This window comes from Pseudomonas sp. FG6 (assembly GCF_057809015.1).
Map to the genome: position 1 here is coordinate 14,101 of NZ_JBMDJD010000021.1, position 16,630 is coordinate 30,730.

12 protein-coding genes and 2 tRNA genes are annotated in these 16,630 nt (G+C 62.2%); 8 read left to right on the forward strand and 6 right to left on the reverse strand.

The features are described from left to right. Positions 1-11: 11 nt before the first annotated feature. Positions 12-98, reverse strand: a tRNA-Leu gene (locus ACODSJ_RS15255). A gap of 195 nt (positions 99-293) precedes the next feature. Then, positions 294-367: transfer RNA gene (locus ACODSJ_RS15260), tRNA-Cys, on the reverse strand. Positions 368-694: 327 nt separating this feature from the next. Between ACODSJ_RS15260 and ACODSJ_RS15265 the strand changes: the two genes are divergently transcribed. From ACODSJ_RS15265 to ACODSJ_RS15300, 8 genes are all read left to right on the forward strand, one after another. Then, on the forward strand, positions 695-1,924 hold the full coding sequence (locus tag ACODSJ_RS15265) for an MFS transporter (RefSeq protein WP_489102516.1): 1,230 nt from the start codon (positions 695-697) through the stop codon (positions 1,922-1,924). Positions 1,925-2,044: 120 nt separating this feature from the next. After that, positions 2,045-2,560, forward strand: a complete 516-nt coding sequence (locus tag ACODSJ_RS15270) for a sigma-70 family RNA polymerase sigma factor (protein WP_489102517.1) — start codon at positions 2,045-2,047, stop codon at positions 2,558-2,560. Next, positions 2,561-3,526, forward strand: coding sequence for a FecR domain-containing protein (locus ACODSJ_RS15275; protein ID WP_489102518.1), 966 nt, complete (start codon positions 2,561-2,563; stop codon positions 3,524-3,526). It begins immediately after the preceding gene. 92 nt (positions 3,527-3,618) lie between these two features. After that, positions 3,619-6,054: a TonB-dependent siderophore receptor gene (locus tag ACODSJ_RS15280; protein ID WP_489102519.1), complete on the forward strand. Its 2,436-nt coding sequence runs from the start codon at positions 3,619-3,621 to the stop codon at positions 6,052-6,054. A 57-nt stretch (positions 6,055-6,111) separates the two neighbouring features. Continuing rightward, positions 6,112-7,290 (forward strand): ABC transporter substrate-binding protein, encoded by a 1,179-nt coding sequence (locus ACODSJ_RS15285; protein WP_489102520.1) that lies wholly within the window; start codon positions 6,112-6,114, stop codon positions 7,288-7,290. Next, entirely contained in the window at positions 7,287-8,345 is a 1,059-nt protein-coding gene (locus ACODSJ_RS15290) for a FecCD family ABC transporter permease (protein ID WP_489102521.1), read from the forward strand. The genes ACODSJ_RS15285 and ACODSJ_RS15290 overlap by 4 nt, the downstream gene beginning before the upstream one ends. After that, positions 8,339-9,094, forward strand: a complete 756-nt coding sequence (locus tag ACODSJ_RS15295) for an ABC transporter ATP-binding protein (protein ID WP_489102522.1) — start codon at positions 8,339-8,341, stop codon at positions 9,092-9,094. Before ACODSJ_RS15290 ends, ACODSJ_RS15295 begins: the two co-directional genes overlap by 7 nt. 142 nt (positions 9,095-9,236) lie before the next feature. After that, entirely contained in the window at positions 9,237-10,016 is a 780-nt protein-coding gene (locus tag ACODSJ_RS15300) for a TSUP family transporter (RefSeq protein WP_489102523.1), read from the forward strand. Here the strand turns inward: ACODSJ_RS15300 and nudC are convergent. The 4 genes from nudC to ACODSJ_RS15320 all read right to left on the reverse strand — a co-directional run bounded on the left by nudC (position 9,984) and on the right by ACODSJ_RS15320 (position 16,462). Then, a complete protein-coding gene (nudC, locus tag ACODSJ_RS15305; protein ID WP_489102524.1) occupies positions 9,984-10,817 on the reverse strand; it encodes an NAD(+) diphosphatase in 834 nt (277 codons plus the stop codon). The genes ACODSJ_RS15300 and nudC overlap by 33 nt on opposite strands. A gap of 6 nt (positions 10,818-10,823) precedes the next feature. Beyond that, positions 10,824-11,636 carry a crotonase/enoyl-CoA hydratase family protein gene (locus ACODSJ_RS15310; RefSeq protein WP_489102525.1) on the reverse strand — a complete coding sequence of 271 codons (813 nt, stop codon included), beginning with the start codon at positions 11,634-11,636 and terminating at the stop codon, positions 10,824-10,826. A 243-nt stretch (positions 11,637-11,879) separates the two neighbouring features. Continuing rightward, on the reverse strand, positions 11,880-13,361 hold the full coding sequence (locus tag ACODSJ_RS15315; RefSeq protein ID WP_489102526.1) for an efflux transporter outer membrane subunit: 1,482 nt from the start codon (positions 13,359-13,361) through the stop codon (positions 11,880-11,882). Then, positions 13,358-16,462 carry an efflux RND transporter permease subunit gene (locus ACODSJ_RS15320; RefSeq protein WP_489102527.1) on the reverse strand — a complete coding sequence of 1,035 codons (3,105 nt, stop codon included), beginning with the start codon at positions 16,460-16,462 and terminating at the stop codon, positions 13,358-13,360. The genes ACODSJ_RS15315 and ACODSJ_RS15320 overlap by 4 nt, the downstream gene beginning before the upstream one ends. Between the last annotated feature and the right edge of the window lie 168 nt (positions 16,463-16,630).

The following is a 16,630-nucleotide window of genomic DNA, read 5'->3' on the forward strand; positions in this document are numbered from 1 at the left end:
TTGATTTTAGATGGTGCCCGAAGCCGGAATCGAACCGGCACGCCCTTACGAGCGGGGGATTTTAAGTCCCATGCGTCTACCAGTTTCGCCATTCGGGCGGTAGCGCGGTGCAGCCGTTGTGAGCGCCGGCAGGTCTGGACCTGCGGAAGCAAGGCTGATGCAGCAAGGGGAGGAATATATACATCCCTCTCCGGTGAAGCAAGGTTGCTCATGTCCGTTTACAGACAAGGCTTTTCCTCGCTCCGTAAATGAAAAAGCTCTGTAGATCATGGATCTACAGAGCTTTTCAAAAGTGGAGGCCGAAGTCGGAATCGAACCGGCGTAGGTGGATTTGCAATCCACTGCATAACCATTTTGCTATTCGGCCTCAGGACGCTCGATGGCATGAAACACCATCCAACGCTTACAAACCTGATTCAGGGGATAAACATTCACAAGGAACGCTAACCCTTTGAAAACATTGAAGTTTTTTATGTCTCAATGCATTCGATGGGCGCAATTATGTACTCATTTGCCGGGGCTGGCAACCCCTTGATTTCAAAAAAAAAATCAGCCGGACGGCGGGCGGTGCTTCGACCGGAATGACGGTGCGGGGCCGGACGCCCCAGGTGATGCTTGCGTAATTTCTGCTTGCTCGAATCGACGCACTGTCGGATAAGACACAGCCTTAAAGTCGTCTCTGTCGAGTCTGTCCATGCCCCGTGCCGGTATCCCCCAGGGTTCGAGCGTTCGCCTGCTGATCTGCCTGTTGTTCACGCTTCAGCTGGTTTCCATGGGGGCGATGGAAATGAGCGGACCGTTCTGGCCAGTCCACCTGCGTGCATTGACCGACAACAGCACCCTGTTCAGCTTCGCCAGTACAGCAGTGTATGTCGGCCCGATGCTGGGCATTATCCTGACCAGCGCGTTCTGGGGCCGACTGGGTGATCGCTATGGCCACAAATGGATGATGATCCGCGCGCTTGCCGGGTTGTCCCTGACCCAGCTCGGCCTGGCGCTGAGCAGTGACATCTGGGTCATCCTGTTCCTGCGTTTCCTGCAAGGTGCATGTGCCGGGTATATCGCTCCGGCCCAGGCCTACGGCGTGAGCATCGAGGTGCCAGTGCGCCGAGCCAGGTTGTTTGCCGTCCTGCAGATTTCCACCAATGTCGGCTCGCTGTTGGGGGCCGTGGTGGGCGGGCTAATCCTGGATTACGCCACGTTCTTCTGGATCAACCTTGTTGCCGCAGGACTCTGTGCCTTGTGCACGCTGGCAGCAGTACTGAGCCTGCCCAACGTCCCACCCGCTGCTAGAAAAGCCCCCGGCGATGCAACACCCAGGTTATCACCGGGTACGCCGTACAATCCGGCCATCGTGTTACTGTTGGGCATCATGGGGCTGTTGCTGCTGGCTCGAATGCTGCCGCAGACGTCGTTTTCGCTCTACGTGGGTTCGACCTTTGCCGCGAGCAACGCCATGGTTGGGCTCTGCTACGGCTTGCTGGCCTTGGGGTTCATCCTTTGTGCCACCGCCTGGTCACGCTATTTCGAACCGCGCAATCCCACGCAAACCCTGGGCGCCATGACCTTCATTGTCATCGGTTGCATGACCCTGACGGCCCTCGCAGGCCTGACACGCCAGCCGCTGGCTTTTGCCCTGGTCTATTTGCTCTGGGGCGTGCTATTGGGAGCAACCACCCCGGTACTGACCGCACTCATTTCCAAAAGCACCGACAACACCCGCCAAGGTCAGGTGCTGGGGCTGGCACAAGGCGTGTCGCAAACGGCGTCCATCATCGGCATTTCCCTCGGCGCCCTGCTCAGCCAGGTCTATGGCCTGCAGTACACCTACCTCTACGTCACCCTCGCCTATGGCCTGGCGCTGGTGCCGATGGTCCTGCTGCGCGGCAAGCCGGTCGGGGTGCCGGACTGCGCAAGCGAATGACATTCGAAAGAACCTGACCTCATCCCGATTTCCCGTTGCACCGAGATCGATCTTGCGTGGCGCCAAGCGCCTCCACTACTATTGGGAATAATTCTCACTATCACACAAATACAGACAGCCATGAGCGACTCCGGGTCAGCAACCAACGATTGTCACCTGCGCACATTCGCAGACCTTTACAGCGGACACCATGGCTGGTTGTACGCCAGGCTTTACCGAAAACTGGGCAACGCGCTGGACGCCGCCGACCTGGCGCATGACACCTTCATCCGCATTCTCGCCTCGAAAGTGTCGAGCATCGAAGAGCCACGGGCCTACCTCAGTTGTGTCGCCGGTGGCATCCTGGTCAATTGGTTCCAGCGCAAGGCACTGGAGCGTGCCTACCTCCAAGCCCTGGCAACATTGCCCGAGCCTGAAGCGCCGTCACCGGAGCGGCGCCTGCTGGTGCTCGAAACCCTGCATGAAATCGATGCCATGCTCGATACGCTGCCGGCGATGGTCAGGCGGGCGTTCCTGTTGTCGCAGATCAATGGTCTGAAATACGACGACATCGCCACGCAACTCGGAGTATCGCAGATCACGGTCAAGCGCTACATGAAGCAGGCTTTCCTGCAATGCCTGACGTTGGTGGATTGAATGAACCTTCACGAGCGCCCGGCCCTCGATCCATCCATTCTCGACGAAGCAGCCGACTGGCTGATGCGCCTGAGCGAAGGCAGCCTCGACGACGCCGAACACCAGGAATGGGAGCGCTGGCGAGTCAGCAGCCCAGATCACCGTCAGGCTTGGGCACGGGCTGAACTGTTGCTGAGCAAGCTGCAAGGTTTGCCACCGACCCTGGCGATGCGATCCCTAGACCGTCCCAGCCACCCCGGGCGCCGCGCCGTTCTCGGCAAACTGGCCAGTCTGTTGGCGTTGGCGCCGCTGGGCTGGGGCAGTTGGCAGCTCAACGATTGGCAGCAATGGGCCGCCGACTACCGAGCGGCTGTCGGCGAGCGCCGTGACCTGACCCTGAACGACGGCACCCTTGTCACGCTGAACACCGACACCGCCATCGATGTGCATTTCGATCAGTACCAACGCCTGTTGCTGTTGCGGCGCGGGGAAATACTGGTCCAGACCGCGCCGGACCCGTCCCCTGTCGCCCGGCCTTTCCTGGTCGAAACCCGCGAAGGCCGGATGCAGGCCCTCGGAACACGCTTCGTCGTGCGCGAACAAACCGGACAGACCTGTCTCGCAGTGCTCGAAGGTGCGGTGCGCATCCAACTGAAAGGTAGCGGCGAGCAAGTGATCGAAGCCGGCCAGAGCAGCCGCTTCACGGCACAGGCCATCGACCCGCGCAAACCTGTCGACAAGGCGCTGCTGGCCTGGACCCAAGGCATGCTGATGGCCGACAACATGCGTCTGGCCGATTTCGTCAACGAGCTGAGCCGTTATCGCAACGGTGTCCTGCGCTGCGACCCAGCCATTGCCAACCTGCGGATCTCCGGCGCCTTTCCCATCAGCGATAGCCGACGCACCCTGAACATGCTGGCCCAGACTTATCCCATCCGCGTCAACGCACGCCTGGGCGACTACTGGATCATGCTGGCGCCGGCATGATCGACTGAAAAAATAATCCTGCGGGGGTGATACTTTTTTCGATCCTGGCTGGCTAGAGAAGAACAAAACCCTCTGAACAGGATCACCACGTCATGCCCGTTGCCCGCCCCCTGCGTTCGGATCGCAAGCTGAATCTGGCGATTCGCAGTGCGATGCTCAGTGTCGCGCTTTCGACTTTAAGCCCGGTCTGCTGGGCCGCGACGGGTGCAGCACTGGACAGCGTCGGCAGCCAATCCTACAACATCCAACCCGGCCCACTGGGGCCCACCCTCTCGGCGTTCGCCGTGCAAGCCGGCGTCGCATTGTCGTTCGAGCCCGCCCTGACCCAAGGCTTGAACAGTCCTGGCCTTTCCGGCCAGTTCACCGCGCGTGAAGCATTCAACCGACTGCTGGCCGGCAGCGGGCTGGACCTGGTGTTGCGCGATGATGGCAGCTACACCCTGGAAAGAGCCATCGCAGGCGGTGGGCTGACATTGTCGGAAACGACCATCAGCGCCGCGCAAAGCCGTCCCGGCGACCTGCCCCCGGCGTATAGCGGCGACCAGGTCGCCCGAGGTGGTCGCGTCGGCCTGCTGGGCAACAAGGATTTGATGGACACGCCCTTCAGCGTGAGCAATTACACCTCGACCCTGATGAAGGATCAGCAAGCCGTGACCGCCGCCGACGTACTGGAGCGTGACTCCTCGGTGCGCTCCACCGGTCAGACGGGAGGCATCGTCGACTCGTTTTTCATTCGCGGTTTTCCAGTCGGCGAAGGCAACCTCGGTGAACTGGCCTTCGACGGGGTGTATGGCGTTGCGCCGAACTACCGGGTCTTCACCGAGTACGCCGAACGCATCGAAGTGATAAAGGGCCCGGCCGCCTTGCTCTATGGGATGTCGCCCAACAGCGGCGTGGGTGGTGTCATCAATATCGTGCCCAAGCGGTCGCTGGACGAGGACCTGACCCGCGTGACGGCCAGTTACGCCATGGACACCCAGGCCGGCAGCCACGTCGATATCAGCCGGCGCTTCGGCGAGGAGCGGCGCTTCGGCGTGCGGGTCAACGGCAGCCTCCAGGGTGGCGATACGGCCATCGACAAGCAATCGCGGGATGTGGGCATTGGCTCGATAGCCCTGGATTACCAGGGGGATCGTTTCAGGAGCAGCCTGGATCTGATCAGCCAGGAAGAAAAATGGGACGCGCCATCCAGGCCGTTCCAGATAGTACGCGGCATCGACGTGCCGTCAGCAGCCAATGGCCGCAACAACGTGACCCAGGAATGGTCCTGGTCCGAGACCCGCGACAAGTCAGCCCTGCTCAGCGGCGAATACGACCTGAGCGACAGCCTCACGGTATTTGCCCATGCCGGCGGCGGCAAGTCCGATGTGGCGCGGCTGTCGGACCAGACTCCGACGATACAGAACAGCGCCGGAGACAGCCGCTCGACACCCGGCTATTACAAATTCGAAGTGCAACGCTACACCGTCGATGCCGGCGCCCGGGCCCGCTTCGACACGGGAGCAGTCAGCCACAGCAGCTCGCTACAGGTCAGCCGCTACCGCGATGAGTTGCGCAGGGGCATCAATTCCGGCTCCCCTGTACTCTCGAACATCTACCACCCGGTGGAACGTGACAAGCCCTCGATCGCCTCGCCGGACGTGTTGAAAATTTCCGAAACCGAACTGTCCGGGGTCGCCTTGGCCGATACCTTGTCGATCCTGGATGAGCGCGTCCAGGTGACCCTGGGCCTGCGTCAACAGAACATCGAATCAAAGAACTACAACGCCAATGGCGTGGTTACCACCGCCTATGACGAAAGTGAAACCACGCCGTTGTTCGGCGCGGTGTTCAAGCCATGGGAACACGTTTCGTTCTATTACAACTACATCGAAGGCCTGAGCAAGGGCGACACCGCCCCAGCCAATGCCAGTAATTCCGGCGAGATATTCAAGCCTTATATCTCCCGTCAGCAGGAGGTCGGCGTCAAGGTCGACTACGGCACCTTTACCTCGACCCTCGCGCTGTTCCAGGTCAAGAAACCAGCCGGCGAACTGACCAATAACGCGGCAAACAGTGTGTTCTCGGTCCAGGGCGAACAGCGCAACCGCGGCATCGAGCTGAACATGTTCGGCGAACTGCGCGAAGGCACCCGTCTGCTGGGCGGCGTTACCCTGCTCGACGGTGAACTGACCAAAAGCGGGACGGCGGCCAATCGTGGGAACAAACCGGTTGGCGTGCCTGAAGTCCAGGCCAACCTCTGGGCCGAATGGGACACCCCGTGGATCCGGGGCATGACCCTGACCGGTGGTGCGATCTACACCGGCAGCCAATATATCGACCAGGCCAACACTCAGGAACTCGACCCGTGGACGCGCTTCGATGCGGGCGCACGATACAGCACGGTGCTCGACGGCCGACCGACCACCTTGCGCGCCACGGTGCAGAATGTCTTCGACCGGGAGTATTGGTCTGGCGTCGCCTCCTACGGTGCGTTCTCCCAAGGTTCACCGCGTACGTTACTGCTGTCGGCCACGGTCGATTTCTGATTGCTCCCGACCCGGCCGCATGGACAGCACGGTCGGGTCTTTATCCAGGTTTCAACGATGCGATTAACCTTTCGGACATGCCCTTCACTCACCGCGTCACTGCTGGGGGCTATCCTTCTGCTGCTGAGCGGTTTTGCTTTTTCGGACACCTCACCGGCCCTCCCACCCGGCACGACAGTCACCGACCTGCTAGGCCGCCAGGTACAAGTGCGCATCCCGGTGCGCCGCGTGATCCTGGGCGAAGGTCGCCAGTTGTACCTGGTCGCCGCCCTGGACACGAGTAACCCGATCCGCCGCATCGTCGGCTGGCGCAAGGACCTGATCCAGTCCGACCCGGACACCTACGGTGCCTACCTGCGGCGCTATCCGGAGCTTGCCAAAGTCCCGACATTTGGCGGTTTCGAGGATGGCACCTTCGACATTGAGCAGGCGATCAGCCAGCAGCCGGACGTCATCATCCTCAATATCGAAGCGCAACACGCCACCGAAGACGCCCGCTACATCGAGAAGCTCGACGCCCTCGGCATCCCAGTGGTGTACGTGGACTTTCGCAACAATCCAATGCAGAACACCGAGTCGACCATGCGCCTCTTCGGCCAGTTGTTCGGCGAAGAGGCCCGCGCCGAGGCGTTCATCGCCTTTCGCAACCAGCAGATCCGTCGCGTCACCGATGTCATCGCGGCCAAGCAGCCACCCCGGCCCAATGTGTTCATCGAACGTATCGGCGGCTATACCGATGACTGCTGCCTGAGCTTCGGCAATGAGAACTTCGGCCGCTTTGTCGAGCTGGCCGGCGGTCGCAATATCGCCAGCGCCATCATCCCCAATACGTTCGGCCAGTTGAACGCCGAGCAGGTAATCGTCGCAGACCCCGAGCAGGTGGTGATCACCAGCGCCAACTGGGAAGCCTTTGCCCCCGGCGGACATTGGGTGGGGGTCGGTCCCGGTGCGGACTTGATCGAGGCACGGCGCAAACTGCAATGGTTCACCCAGCGCCCCGCCTATGCCGGCATCAAGGCCCAACAAACCCATGGTTTCCACGCCGTCTGGCATCAGTTCTATAACAGCCCGTACCAGTTCATTGCCATCCAGCAACTGGCCAAGTGGTTTCACCCGGACCTGTTCGCCGACCTCGACCCTGACGCCACGTTCCGAGAGTTCCACGAGCGCTTCCTGCCGGTGCCCTACGGACCGGGCTACTTCGTCAGCCTCGACCCCGGACAGGTACAGCCATGAACAGTCGTCTCGATGGCGCAGCCCTGGGCACGATCTATCGCGAGCAAGTCTGGCGAAAACGGATGATCCTGGCCGGGTTGGGGGCGTTACTGCTGGTCAGCGTGCTGTTGGACCTGGCCCTCGGTCCAGCCAGTTATGGTCTGACTGAAGTGTTGGGCGCGCTGTTTTTCCCCGATACCGCTGCCTCCCAAGTGCGCGTGGTGATGTGGGAGATTCGCCTGCCGGTGGCGCTGATGGCGGTGGCCGTGGGCGCCGCCTTGTCCCTGGCAGGCGCGCAGATGCAGACCATCCTCAACAACCCGCTCGCCAGTCCCTTCACCTTGGGCATCTCGGCGGCAGCCAGTTTCGGCGCAGCCCTGGGACTGGCGTTTGGCGTCGCCCTGGTGCCACTGATCGCTCAATACATGGTGCCGCTCAATGCCTTCGTCATGGCGATGCTGTCGGCATTGTTGATTCATGTGCTGAGCCTGCGTCGCGGCATGACCAGCGAAACCATTGTGCTGCTGGGCATCGCCCTGGTCTTCACCTTCAACGCTTTGCTCGCGCTGGTGCAATTTTTTGCCACCGAGCAAGCCGTAGCCGCAGTGGTGTTCTGGACCATGGGCAGCCTGACCAAGGCCACTTGGCCGAAACTGGGCGTGATCTGCCTGGTGATTCTGGTCACCCTGCCGCTGTTCGCCCGTCGAGCCTGGGCCATGACCGCCTTGCGACTGGGGGATGAAAAGGCCGCGAGCTTCGGCATCAACGTGCGCAGGTTGCGCCTGCAAACACTGGTCTTGGTCAGCCTGCTGGCGGCTTTTCCGGTGGCGTTTGTCGGCACCATTGGTTTCATCGGCCTGGTGGGACCGCACATTGCGCGGATGCTGATCGGTGAAGACCAGCGCTTCTTCCTGCCGGCCTCGCTGCTGACCGGTGCGCTGATCCTGTCGGCCAGCTCGGTGGTGAGCAAAACCCTGATACCCGGGGCGATCTTCCCCATTGGCGTGGTCACGTCGCTGATCGGCGTGCCCTTTTTCATTTCATTGATTCTGGGCGGGAAGAAGCATTCATGGTGACGATCCAGCTGGAAAACCTGGGTGCCTGCTACGGCACCCGGTCGATCCTCGATGGGATCAGTACCCCGGTATTCTCCGGCGGCGAGGTGGTGGCCGTGATCGGGCCCAACGCGGCCGGCAAGTCCACGTTGTTCAAACGTATCGCCGGGCTCATCGCTGGCCCCGGCCTGGTCCGGCTGCGGGGTACGCGCAAAGGCCCGGACGGTGTCTGCTACATGCCGCAGAGCCTTAACACCAGCGCGCGCCTGACAGTCTACGAGTCGGTACTGCTGGCCCGTAAACAACGCACGCCGGGGTGGTCGGTGCAGACGGGTGAACTGGAGGTGGTGGACCGTATCCTCGAATCCCTGGGCATCGCCGACCTGTCATTTCGCAACCTCACAGAACTGAGCGGCGGCCAGCAGCAACTGGTGTCCATCGCCCAGACGCTGGTGCGCGAACCCGAAGTACTGCTGATGGATGAACCCACCAGCGCCCTGGACATGCACCGTCAGGTCCAGGTGCTGAAATTCATGCGCACCCTCGCCCGTCAACACGGGATCATCGTGTTCATCGCCCTCCATGACCTGAGCCAGGCGTTGCGTTTTGCCGATCAGGTACTGGTGATCGCCAACGGCTCCCTGCAAGGCAGCGGGCCGAGCGAGGAAGTGATCAGCGAACAAATGCTGCGTCGGGTGTATCGGGTCGAGGCCCGGATCGAGCGCTGCTCGAAAGGTGAGCCGCACATCATCGTGGATGATGTGGTTTGACGATCATCCGCAGACCCGAGCATCCGATTGCGTGACGCTGGCGGGCGGCGTATTCACCGGCAGTCGCAGCCCGCCGCCATTGTGGGTAACATACCGGCCTTTCCCCGCAGACCTGCTGCGACCTGCCAAATAAGCCCATTGCATGCCTTTCGAACTCAGCGTTGACCTCACTACACTCGCTATCCTGGCCATTGTCGCGTTCATTGCCGGTTTCATCGATGCCATCGCCGGTGGCGGTGGCCTGTTGACCACCCCGGCACTGCTGACGGCCGGCCTGCCGCCCCACCTGGTGCTGGGCACCAACAAGCTCAGCTCAACGTTCGGCTCGGCCACCGCCAGTTTCACCTTCTACAAGCGCAAGCTGTTCCACCCGCGGCAGTGGACCCACGCCCTCGTCGGCACGCTGGTCGGTGCCTTGACCGGCGCTATCGTCGCCCATTACCTGCCCGCCGAATGGCTGAACAAGATGCTGCCGGTGATTGTCTTCGCCTGTGGCCTGTACCTGTTGTTCGGTGGCACGCCCAAGGCGCCGCTGGACAGCAACGCGCCCATCAAGAAAACCTGGCAGTCGCCCCAGGGCTTCAGCCTGGGTTTCTATGACGGTGTGGCCGGTCCTGGCACGGGGGCGTTCTGGACGGTGAGCAGCCTGCTGCTCTACCCCATCGACCTGGTCAAGGCCAGTGGCGTGGCCCGCAGCATGAACTTCGTCAGCAACATAGCGGCGCTGGCGGTGTTCATTTTTTCCGGGCAAGTGGATTGGATCATTGGCCTGAGCATGGGCCTGTCGGTGATGGTCGGCGCATTCTTCGGCGCACGCACCGCCATCAGTGGCGGTGCGAAGTTCATCCGGCCAGTGTTCATCACCGTGGTGCTGGGGCTGACCGTTCGGCTAGCCTGGCAGCACTGGTTCAGCATGGCCTAGGCGCCGGGCCAAGTAGAGGTCGATCAGGTAGCGGGCGATGGAGCGCGACGCTGGCAGCGGTGGCAAGTCATGGACGTTGAACCACTGGGCGTCCTCGATTTCGTCTTCCTGGGGCACGATCTCGCCACTGGCGTACTCGGCATGGAAGCCCAGCATCATCGAATGGGGAAACGGCCAGCACTGGCTGCCCACGTACTGGATGTTCTTCACTTCGATGCTGACCTCTTCGCGGACCTCGCGAATCAGGCAATCCTCGGCCGATTCGCCTGGTTCGGCGAACCCGGCCAGTGTGCTGTAGACGCCGGGGACAAAACGCGGTGAACGGGCCAGCAACACTTCGTCGCCGCGGGTAATCAGCACGATCATGCTCGGTGAGATCCGCGGGTAATGCCGCAGGTCACACACATCGCAATACATCGCCCGCTCCCGCGGGATCTGGCCCATGCGCTTGCCACAACTGCCGCAAAACCGATGTTCCCGGGCCCATGTGCCGATCTGTGCCGCATAACCCAGCACCTTGTACAGCGTGTGGTCGTCCTCGAGCATGAAGGCCCTCAGGCCCTTCCAGTTGCAACCAGGGATCTGCAGCGGGCTGTGCAGCTCCAGCAGATAGACCGGTTCGCCATCGAGGTGGCCGATGCCATGCTCGGCGAGGATCGACAGGTCCTGGCGCTTGAGCCAGTCACGGGGAAACAGCGCGCCGTTGTCGTCAAACAGAAAACCTTCGGGACTGCGGGCCACGGCCCAGCCGCCGGGAAGGTCGGTGTCGAGTAATGTGGTAGTGGTCCAGCGTGAAATCATGATCGATCAATCCAGAAATTCAGGTTTCTGTTTGCTCATATGGGCGGCCATGGCCACACGCAGGTCGTTCGATTGCAGCATGGCGGCGTTCCAGGTGGCGACGTACTCCAAGCCGTCGTCGATGCGGTGGTCGCGCATGTAGCTGATCATTTCCTTGGTGCCGGTCACGGCGATCGGCGACTTGGCGGCGATCTCCCGGGCAATGCCCATCACGCCGTCGAGCAGGCTGGCGGTATCCTGGTAGACACGGTTGACCAGGCCGATCGTGCGCGCTTCCTCGGCACCGAAGGTGCGTCCCGTATAAGCGAGTTCACGCAGCATGCCGTCCCCGACGATCCGGGGCAAGCGTTGCAATGTGCCAACATCGGCGGCCATGCCGATGTCGATTTCCTTGATGGAGAACTGGGCGTCCTCGGCGGCATAGCGCATGTCGCACGCCGCAATCAGGTCAATGGCCCCACCCAGGCAATAACCCTGGATGGCGGCGAGAACCGGTTTGCGACAGCTGTCCACCGCGTTGAACGAGGCTTGCAGTTGCAGGATCTTGCGTCGCAGCAGGCGTGCGTTGCGGCCCACGTCCTTGCCCAATTCGTTGGCGACACCCGCGAGCATCATCAGGTCTATCCCGGAGGAAAAATGCTTGCCGGCACCACTGAGCACCACCACCCGCACCTCGTCGGTGTCGTCGATCCATTGGAAGATTTCGACGATCTCGCTCCAGAACGCCGCATTCATGGCATTGATCTTGTCCGGGCGGTTGATCTGCACATGGGCGATGTTGTCTGCAAGTTCGACGTTGAACGCTTGGTATTGCGACATGGCAGTGATCCTTTACCGGCTGAAAAGAGGCCTGAACTATAGCAAGCCATTGCGACAGGACGTAGGCAGTGCATCGGCCAAAAGCGGGACTGTTGGCGAGTGATTAATAGTGGGGCGAGGGAGCTTGCTCCCGCTGGGCCGGTCCGACGCCTCGGGCGTAGCGGCCCCTGTTATGAGCGCTGCGCACTCAAGCGGGAGCAAGCTCCCTCGCCACAAAAGCATCTCCTGGCATTATCCAATCAATCAGGGTTTCTCGTCTGGCTGCAACTGCCCATCCCACCCCCCACCCAAGGCTGCAATCAGCTGCACGCTGGCGATCAGGCGGCTCTGCTGCAAACTCAGCACGCTGCGTTCGTTGCTCAGCGCCGTGGCCTGGACGGTGACCACGTCGAGGTAGGCGATCAGCCCGGCCTTGTATTGGTTCTGGGTCAGGCGCAAGGACTCGCGCGCGGCATCCAGCGCTTCCTGGCGCACCCGCGCTTCGTCTTCCAGCACCTTGAGCTGGATCATGTAGTTTTCCACCTCGCGAAAGCCGTCGAGCACGGTCTGGCGATAGGTGGCGACGGTCTGATCGTAGGCTGCGACGGTACGGTCGACTTCCGCCGAGCGCTGGCCGCCGTCGAACAGCGTCATCGCCAGTTGCGGCCCCACCGACCAGAAGCGGTTCGGCACGCTCACCCAGTTGTCGTAGGTACTGCTGCTGTAGCCGCCGCTCAGGCTCAAGGTGAGGTCCGGATAGTAGGCCGCCTTGGCGACGCCGATGTTGGCGTTGGCGGCCATCACCGAGCGCTCTGCCGAGGCGATGTCGGGGCGGCGCTCCAGCAGTTGCGACGGCAGCGCCAGCGGGATCTGGGGCAGTGCCGGGATGTCGCGGGTTTCGGCCAGGCTGAACTCCGCCGGTGCCAGGCCCATCAGCACGGCGATGGCGTTCTCGAACTGAGCCCTCTGCCAGATCAGGTCGACCAGGTCGCCCTGGGTGGTCTTGAGCTGGTTCTGGGCCTGGGCCACCGCATCCTTGCCCGATACACCGGCCCGGTACTGGTTTTCGGTCATTTTCAGCGAGCGTTGATAGTTGTCGACGGTGGTCTGCAACAGGCGCTTCTGTTCATCGATCACCCGCAACTGCAAGTAGTTCTGCACCAGCTCCGATTGCTGGCTCAGGCGCATGGCGGCCAGGTCGGCATAACTGGCCTGGGCGCTGGCCTCGTTGGCTTCCAGGGTGCGGCGCAGCTTGCCCCAGACGTCCGCCTCCCAGCTGACCCCGGCCTGGGCACTGTAGGTGTCGCGAATGCCGCTGGAGGAACTGCTCAGGCTCGAACTGCTGCTGCCAGTGCCCTGGCTGGAGCGGGTCTTGCCAACCGTCAGGTCCACGGTCGGAAAAAAGGCACCTCGGGCGCTGCGGGCCAACGCTTGGGCCTGGCGGTATTGGGCTTCGGCCTGGGCCACGGTCTGGTTGGAGGTGTTGAGTTTTTCCACCAGGCCATTGAGCTGTGCGTCGCCGTACAGTTCCCACCAGGCGCCACGGGCCAGCGCGTCGCTGGGGTTGGCCTGGCGCCAGCCCTGGGCCTCTTTGTATTGCGCCGCCGTCGCCGCGCTCGGACGCTGGTAATCCGGGCCGATGGCGCAGGCGCTGAGCATGGCCACGCACAGCGCCAGGCTCAGTGCCCGGGAGCCACGGGTAGCCGCCAGCGGCGCGACAAGATTGAAGAGCGAACGGTCGGTCATAGCGCAGTTTCCAGGGCAGCATCGGTGCGCACGCCGCGCCAGCGGTTGAAGCGATGGCGCAGGCGGTCAAGGTAAAGGTAAACCACTGGCGTGGTGTAGAGCGTCAGGACCTGGCTGAACACCAGCCCGCCGATAATGGTCAGGCCCAGCGGCTGGCGCATTTCCGCCCCCTCGGCGCCGCCGAGCAACAACGGCAAGGCGCCCAGGATTGCCGCCAGCGTAGTCATCAGGATCGGCCGCAGCCGCAGCAGGCAGGCACTGCGGATCGATTCCAGCGGCGCCTGGCCGGCGCGCTCCAGTTGCAGCGCCAGGTCGATCATCAGGATCGCATTTTTCTTCACCACGCCGATCAACAGGAACAGCCCCAGCAGGGAAATCAGGCTGAATTCACCGCCCAGCACATAGATCGACAACAAGGCGCCGACCCCGGCCGAGGGCAACGTGGACAGGATGGTCAGCGGGTGGATGTAGCTTTCGTACAGCACGCCCAGTACCAGGTACACCGCCAGCAACGCGCCAAGGATCATGAACGGTTGGCTTTTCTGGGTGGCGGCGAAGGCATCGGCGGTGCCGGCCATCTTCACGATGATGTCCTCGGGCATGCCGAGCTTGGCAATGGTTCGCTCGATGGCGGCCGTGCCCTGCTCCACCGTGACGCCTTCGGCCATGTCGAACGAGATACTCTCGGAGGCAAACTGGCCTTCGTGGCTGACCCGGTCATCCTCCAGGCTGTTTTCGTAGTGAGCGATGGCCGACAGCGGCACCCGCGCACCGTCGGCGGTGATCACCTGGACCTGCTCAAGGGTGTGCGGATCCTGGGCGTACTTGGGATTGACCTCCATCACCACCTGGTATTGGTTGAGACTGTCATAGATGGTGGAAATCTGCCGTTGGCTGTAAGCGTTGTTGAGCACCGTGGTGACCATGTCCATGTCGATGCCCAGGCGCTTGGCCTGGTCGCGATCGACCACCAGCGTCACTTGCTGGGCCCCGCCACCATCGCGGGCGTCGATGGCGGTCAGCTCCGGCAAGGCCCTGAACGCGGCCACCAACTTGGGGTACCACTGGCGCAGGGACGCCAGGTCAGCGCTCTGCAGGATGTAGGAGTATTGCGAGGTGGTCTGCTCGCGCCCGCCTCCGAACTGCAGGTCCTGGTCGGCCATCAGCATCAGTTGGGCGCCGGGCACCTTGGGCATTTCCTTGCGCAGGCGCTCGATGACCTTTTGCGCGGAAATATTACGTTCCTTGATCGGCTTGAGACGCACCAACATGAAGGCATTGTTGGTGCCGTTGTTACCGCCGATGAAGCCGGCCACGCTCTGCACGGCATCGTCCTTGAGCACCGCGCGACGGAAGATTTCCATCTTCGGCTGCATCACGTTGAACGACAGTCCGTCGTCCCCACGCACGAAACCGATCAGTTGGCCGGTGTCCTGTTGTGGCATGAAGGTTTTCGGCACCACCACATACAAGGCGACGTTCACGCCAATGGTTACCAGCAGGCTCAGCAAGGTCAGGCGCCGATGGCGCAGTACCCAGTCCAGGCTGGTGGCGTAGCCACGGACCATCCAGTCGTTGAGCAGCCGGCTCCAGCGCTGCAAGCGGTTTTCCTGCCCCGGGACATGGGGCTTGAGCCAACGGGCGCAGAGCATCGGCGTCAGGGTCAGGGACACCACCAGCGAGACCACGATCGCCGCCGCCAGGGTGATGGAAAACTCACGGAACAGGCTTTCGATGATCCCGCCCATGAACAGGATCGACAGAAACACCGCCACCAGCGAGGCGTTCATCGACAGCAGCGTGAAGCCCACTTCCTTGGCCCCCAGGTAGGCGGCCTTCATCGGCGGCACGCCTTCGTCGATGTGCCGGGAAATGTTCTCCAGCACCACGATGGCATCGTCCACCACCAACCCGGTCGCCAGGATCAACGCCATCAACGACAGGTTGTTCAGCGAAAAGCCGTAGAGGTACATCACCGCAAACGTGCCCACCAGCGACACCGGCACCGCCAGGGTCGGGATCAGCGAGGCGCGCAGGTTGCCCAGGAACAGGAACACCACCAGCACCACCAGGGCCACGGCGATCAGCAGGGTCATTTCCGCTTCGTGCAGGGTGGCCTTGATCACTGGCGAGCGGTCCATCGCCAGGTTCAACTTGACGCTGGCCGGCAGCACGGCCTGCAACGCCGGCAGTTGCGCCTTGATCTCGTTGACCGTCTCGATGATGTTGGCCCCCGCCTGACGGTTGATCACCAGCAGTACGGCGGCGTCGTTGTTGAAGAACCCACTGTTGTAGCGGTCCTCGACGCTGTCGGAGACTTTCGCCACGTCCTTGAGCCGCAACACCGAGCCGTCCTGGTAGCGGATGATCAGCGTTTCGTAGTCCTTGGCTTTTTCCAGCTGGTCGTTGGCCTGGACCTGCCACATGCGTCGATCGTCCTCGACCGAGCCTTTGGGCCGGCGCACATTGCTGTCGGCAATCGCGGTGCGCACGTCGTCCAGGGCCACACCGTACTGGTTGAGCAATTGCGGCTCCAATTCGATGCGCACCGCCGGCAGGGAGCTGCCGCCGATCTGCACCTCACCCACGCCCGGGACCTGGGACAGGCTCTGGGACAGGATGGTCGACGCCAGGTCGTAGAGCTGGCCTTTTTTCAGCACATCCGAGGTCAGCGACAGCACCATGATCGGCGCCTGGGACGGGTTGACCTTCTTGTAGGTGGGCATGCTGCGCATGCCACTGGGCAACAGATTGCGCGAGGCGTTGATAGCCGCCTGCACTTCCCGGGCGGCACCGTTGATGTCGCGGTCCAGGTCAAATTGCAGGATGACCCGGGTCGAGCCCTGACTGGAACGGCTGCTCATGGTGTTGACCCCGGCGATGGCGCCGAAGGACCGCTCCAGCGGAGTCGCCACGGTCGATGCCATCACCTCCGGGCTGGCCCCCGGCAGGTTGGCCTGGACCACGATCACCGGAAAATCCATCTGCGGCAACGGCGAGACCGGCAGCAGGCCGAAACACATGCCGCCGAGCAGCATGATGGCGAAGCTCAGGAGCATGGTCGCCACGGGGCGCTTGATGAAGGGGCCAGAGAGGTTCATCGGCGACAGCCCCAGCCGTCATGCGATGAGCGGGCAGTGCTTTTGTGGCGAGGCCCGCTATGTGGGAGCAAGGCTTGCCCGCGATGAAGGCGATGCGGTCCCACAGAATCGAGGTGCCTGTTTCGCGAGCAAGCTTTGCTCCCACAGCCCAGCGGGAGCAAGCTCGCT

Coding starts and splice junctions, on each gene's coding strand:
- ACODSJ_RS15265 (WP_489102516.1), top strand. CDS start 695: ATGCCCCGTGCCGGTATCCCCCAGGGTTCGAGCGTTCGCCTGCTGATC.
- ACODSJ_RS15270 (WP_489102517.1), top strand. CDS start 2,045: ATGAGCGACTCCGGGTCAGCAACCAACGATTGTCACCTGCGCACATTC.
- ACODSJ_RS15275 (WP_489102518.1), top strand. CDS start 2,561: ATGAACCTTCACGAGCGCCCGGCCCTCGATCCATCCATTCTCGACGAA.
- ACODSJ_RS15280 (WP_489102519.1), top strand. CDS start 3,619: ATGCCCGTTGCCCGCCCCCTGCGTTCGGATCGCAAGCTGAATCTGGCG.
- ACODSJ_RS15285 (WP_489102520.1), top strand. CDS start 6,112: ATGCGATTAACCTTTCGGACATGCCCTTCACTCACCGCGTCACTGCTG.
- ACODSJ_RS15290 (WP_489102521.1), top strand. CDS start 7,287: ATGAACAGTCGTCTCGATGGCGCAGCCCTGGGCACGATCTATCGCGAG.
- ACODSJ_RS15295 (WP_489102522.1), top strand. CDS start 8,339: ATGGTGACGATCCAGCTGGAAAACCTGGGTGCCTGCTACGGCACCCGG.
- ACODSJ_RS15300 (WP_489102523.1), top strand. CDS start 9,237: ATGCCTTTCGAACTCAGCGTTGACCTCACTACACTCGCTATCCTGGCC.
- nudC (WP_489102524.1), bottom strand. CDS start 10,817: ATGATTTCACGCTGGACCACTACCACATTACTCGACACCGACCTTCCC.
- ACODSJ_RS15310 (WP_489102525.1), bottom strand. CDS start 11,636: ATGTCGCAATACCAAGCGTTCAACGTCGAACTTGCAGACAACATCGCC.
- ACODSJ_RS15315 (WP_489102526.1), bottom strand. CDS start 13,361: ATGACCGACCGTTCGCTCTTCAATCTTGTCGCGCCGCTGGCGGCTACC.
- ACODSJ_RS15320 (WP_489102527.1), bottom strand. CDS start 16,462: ATGAACCTCTCTGGCCCCTTCATCAAGCGCCCCGTGGCGACCATGCTC.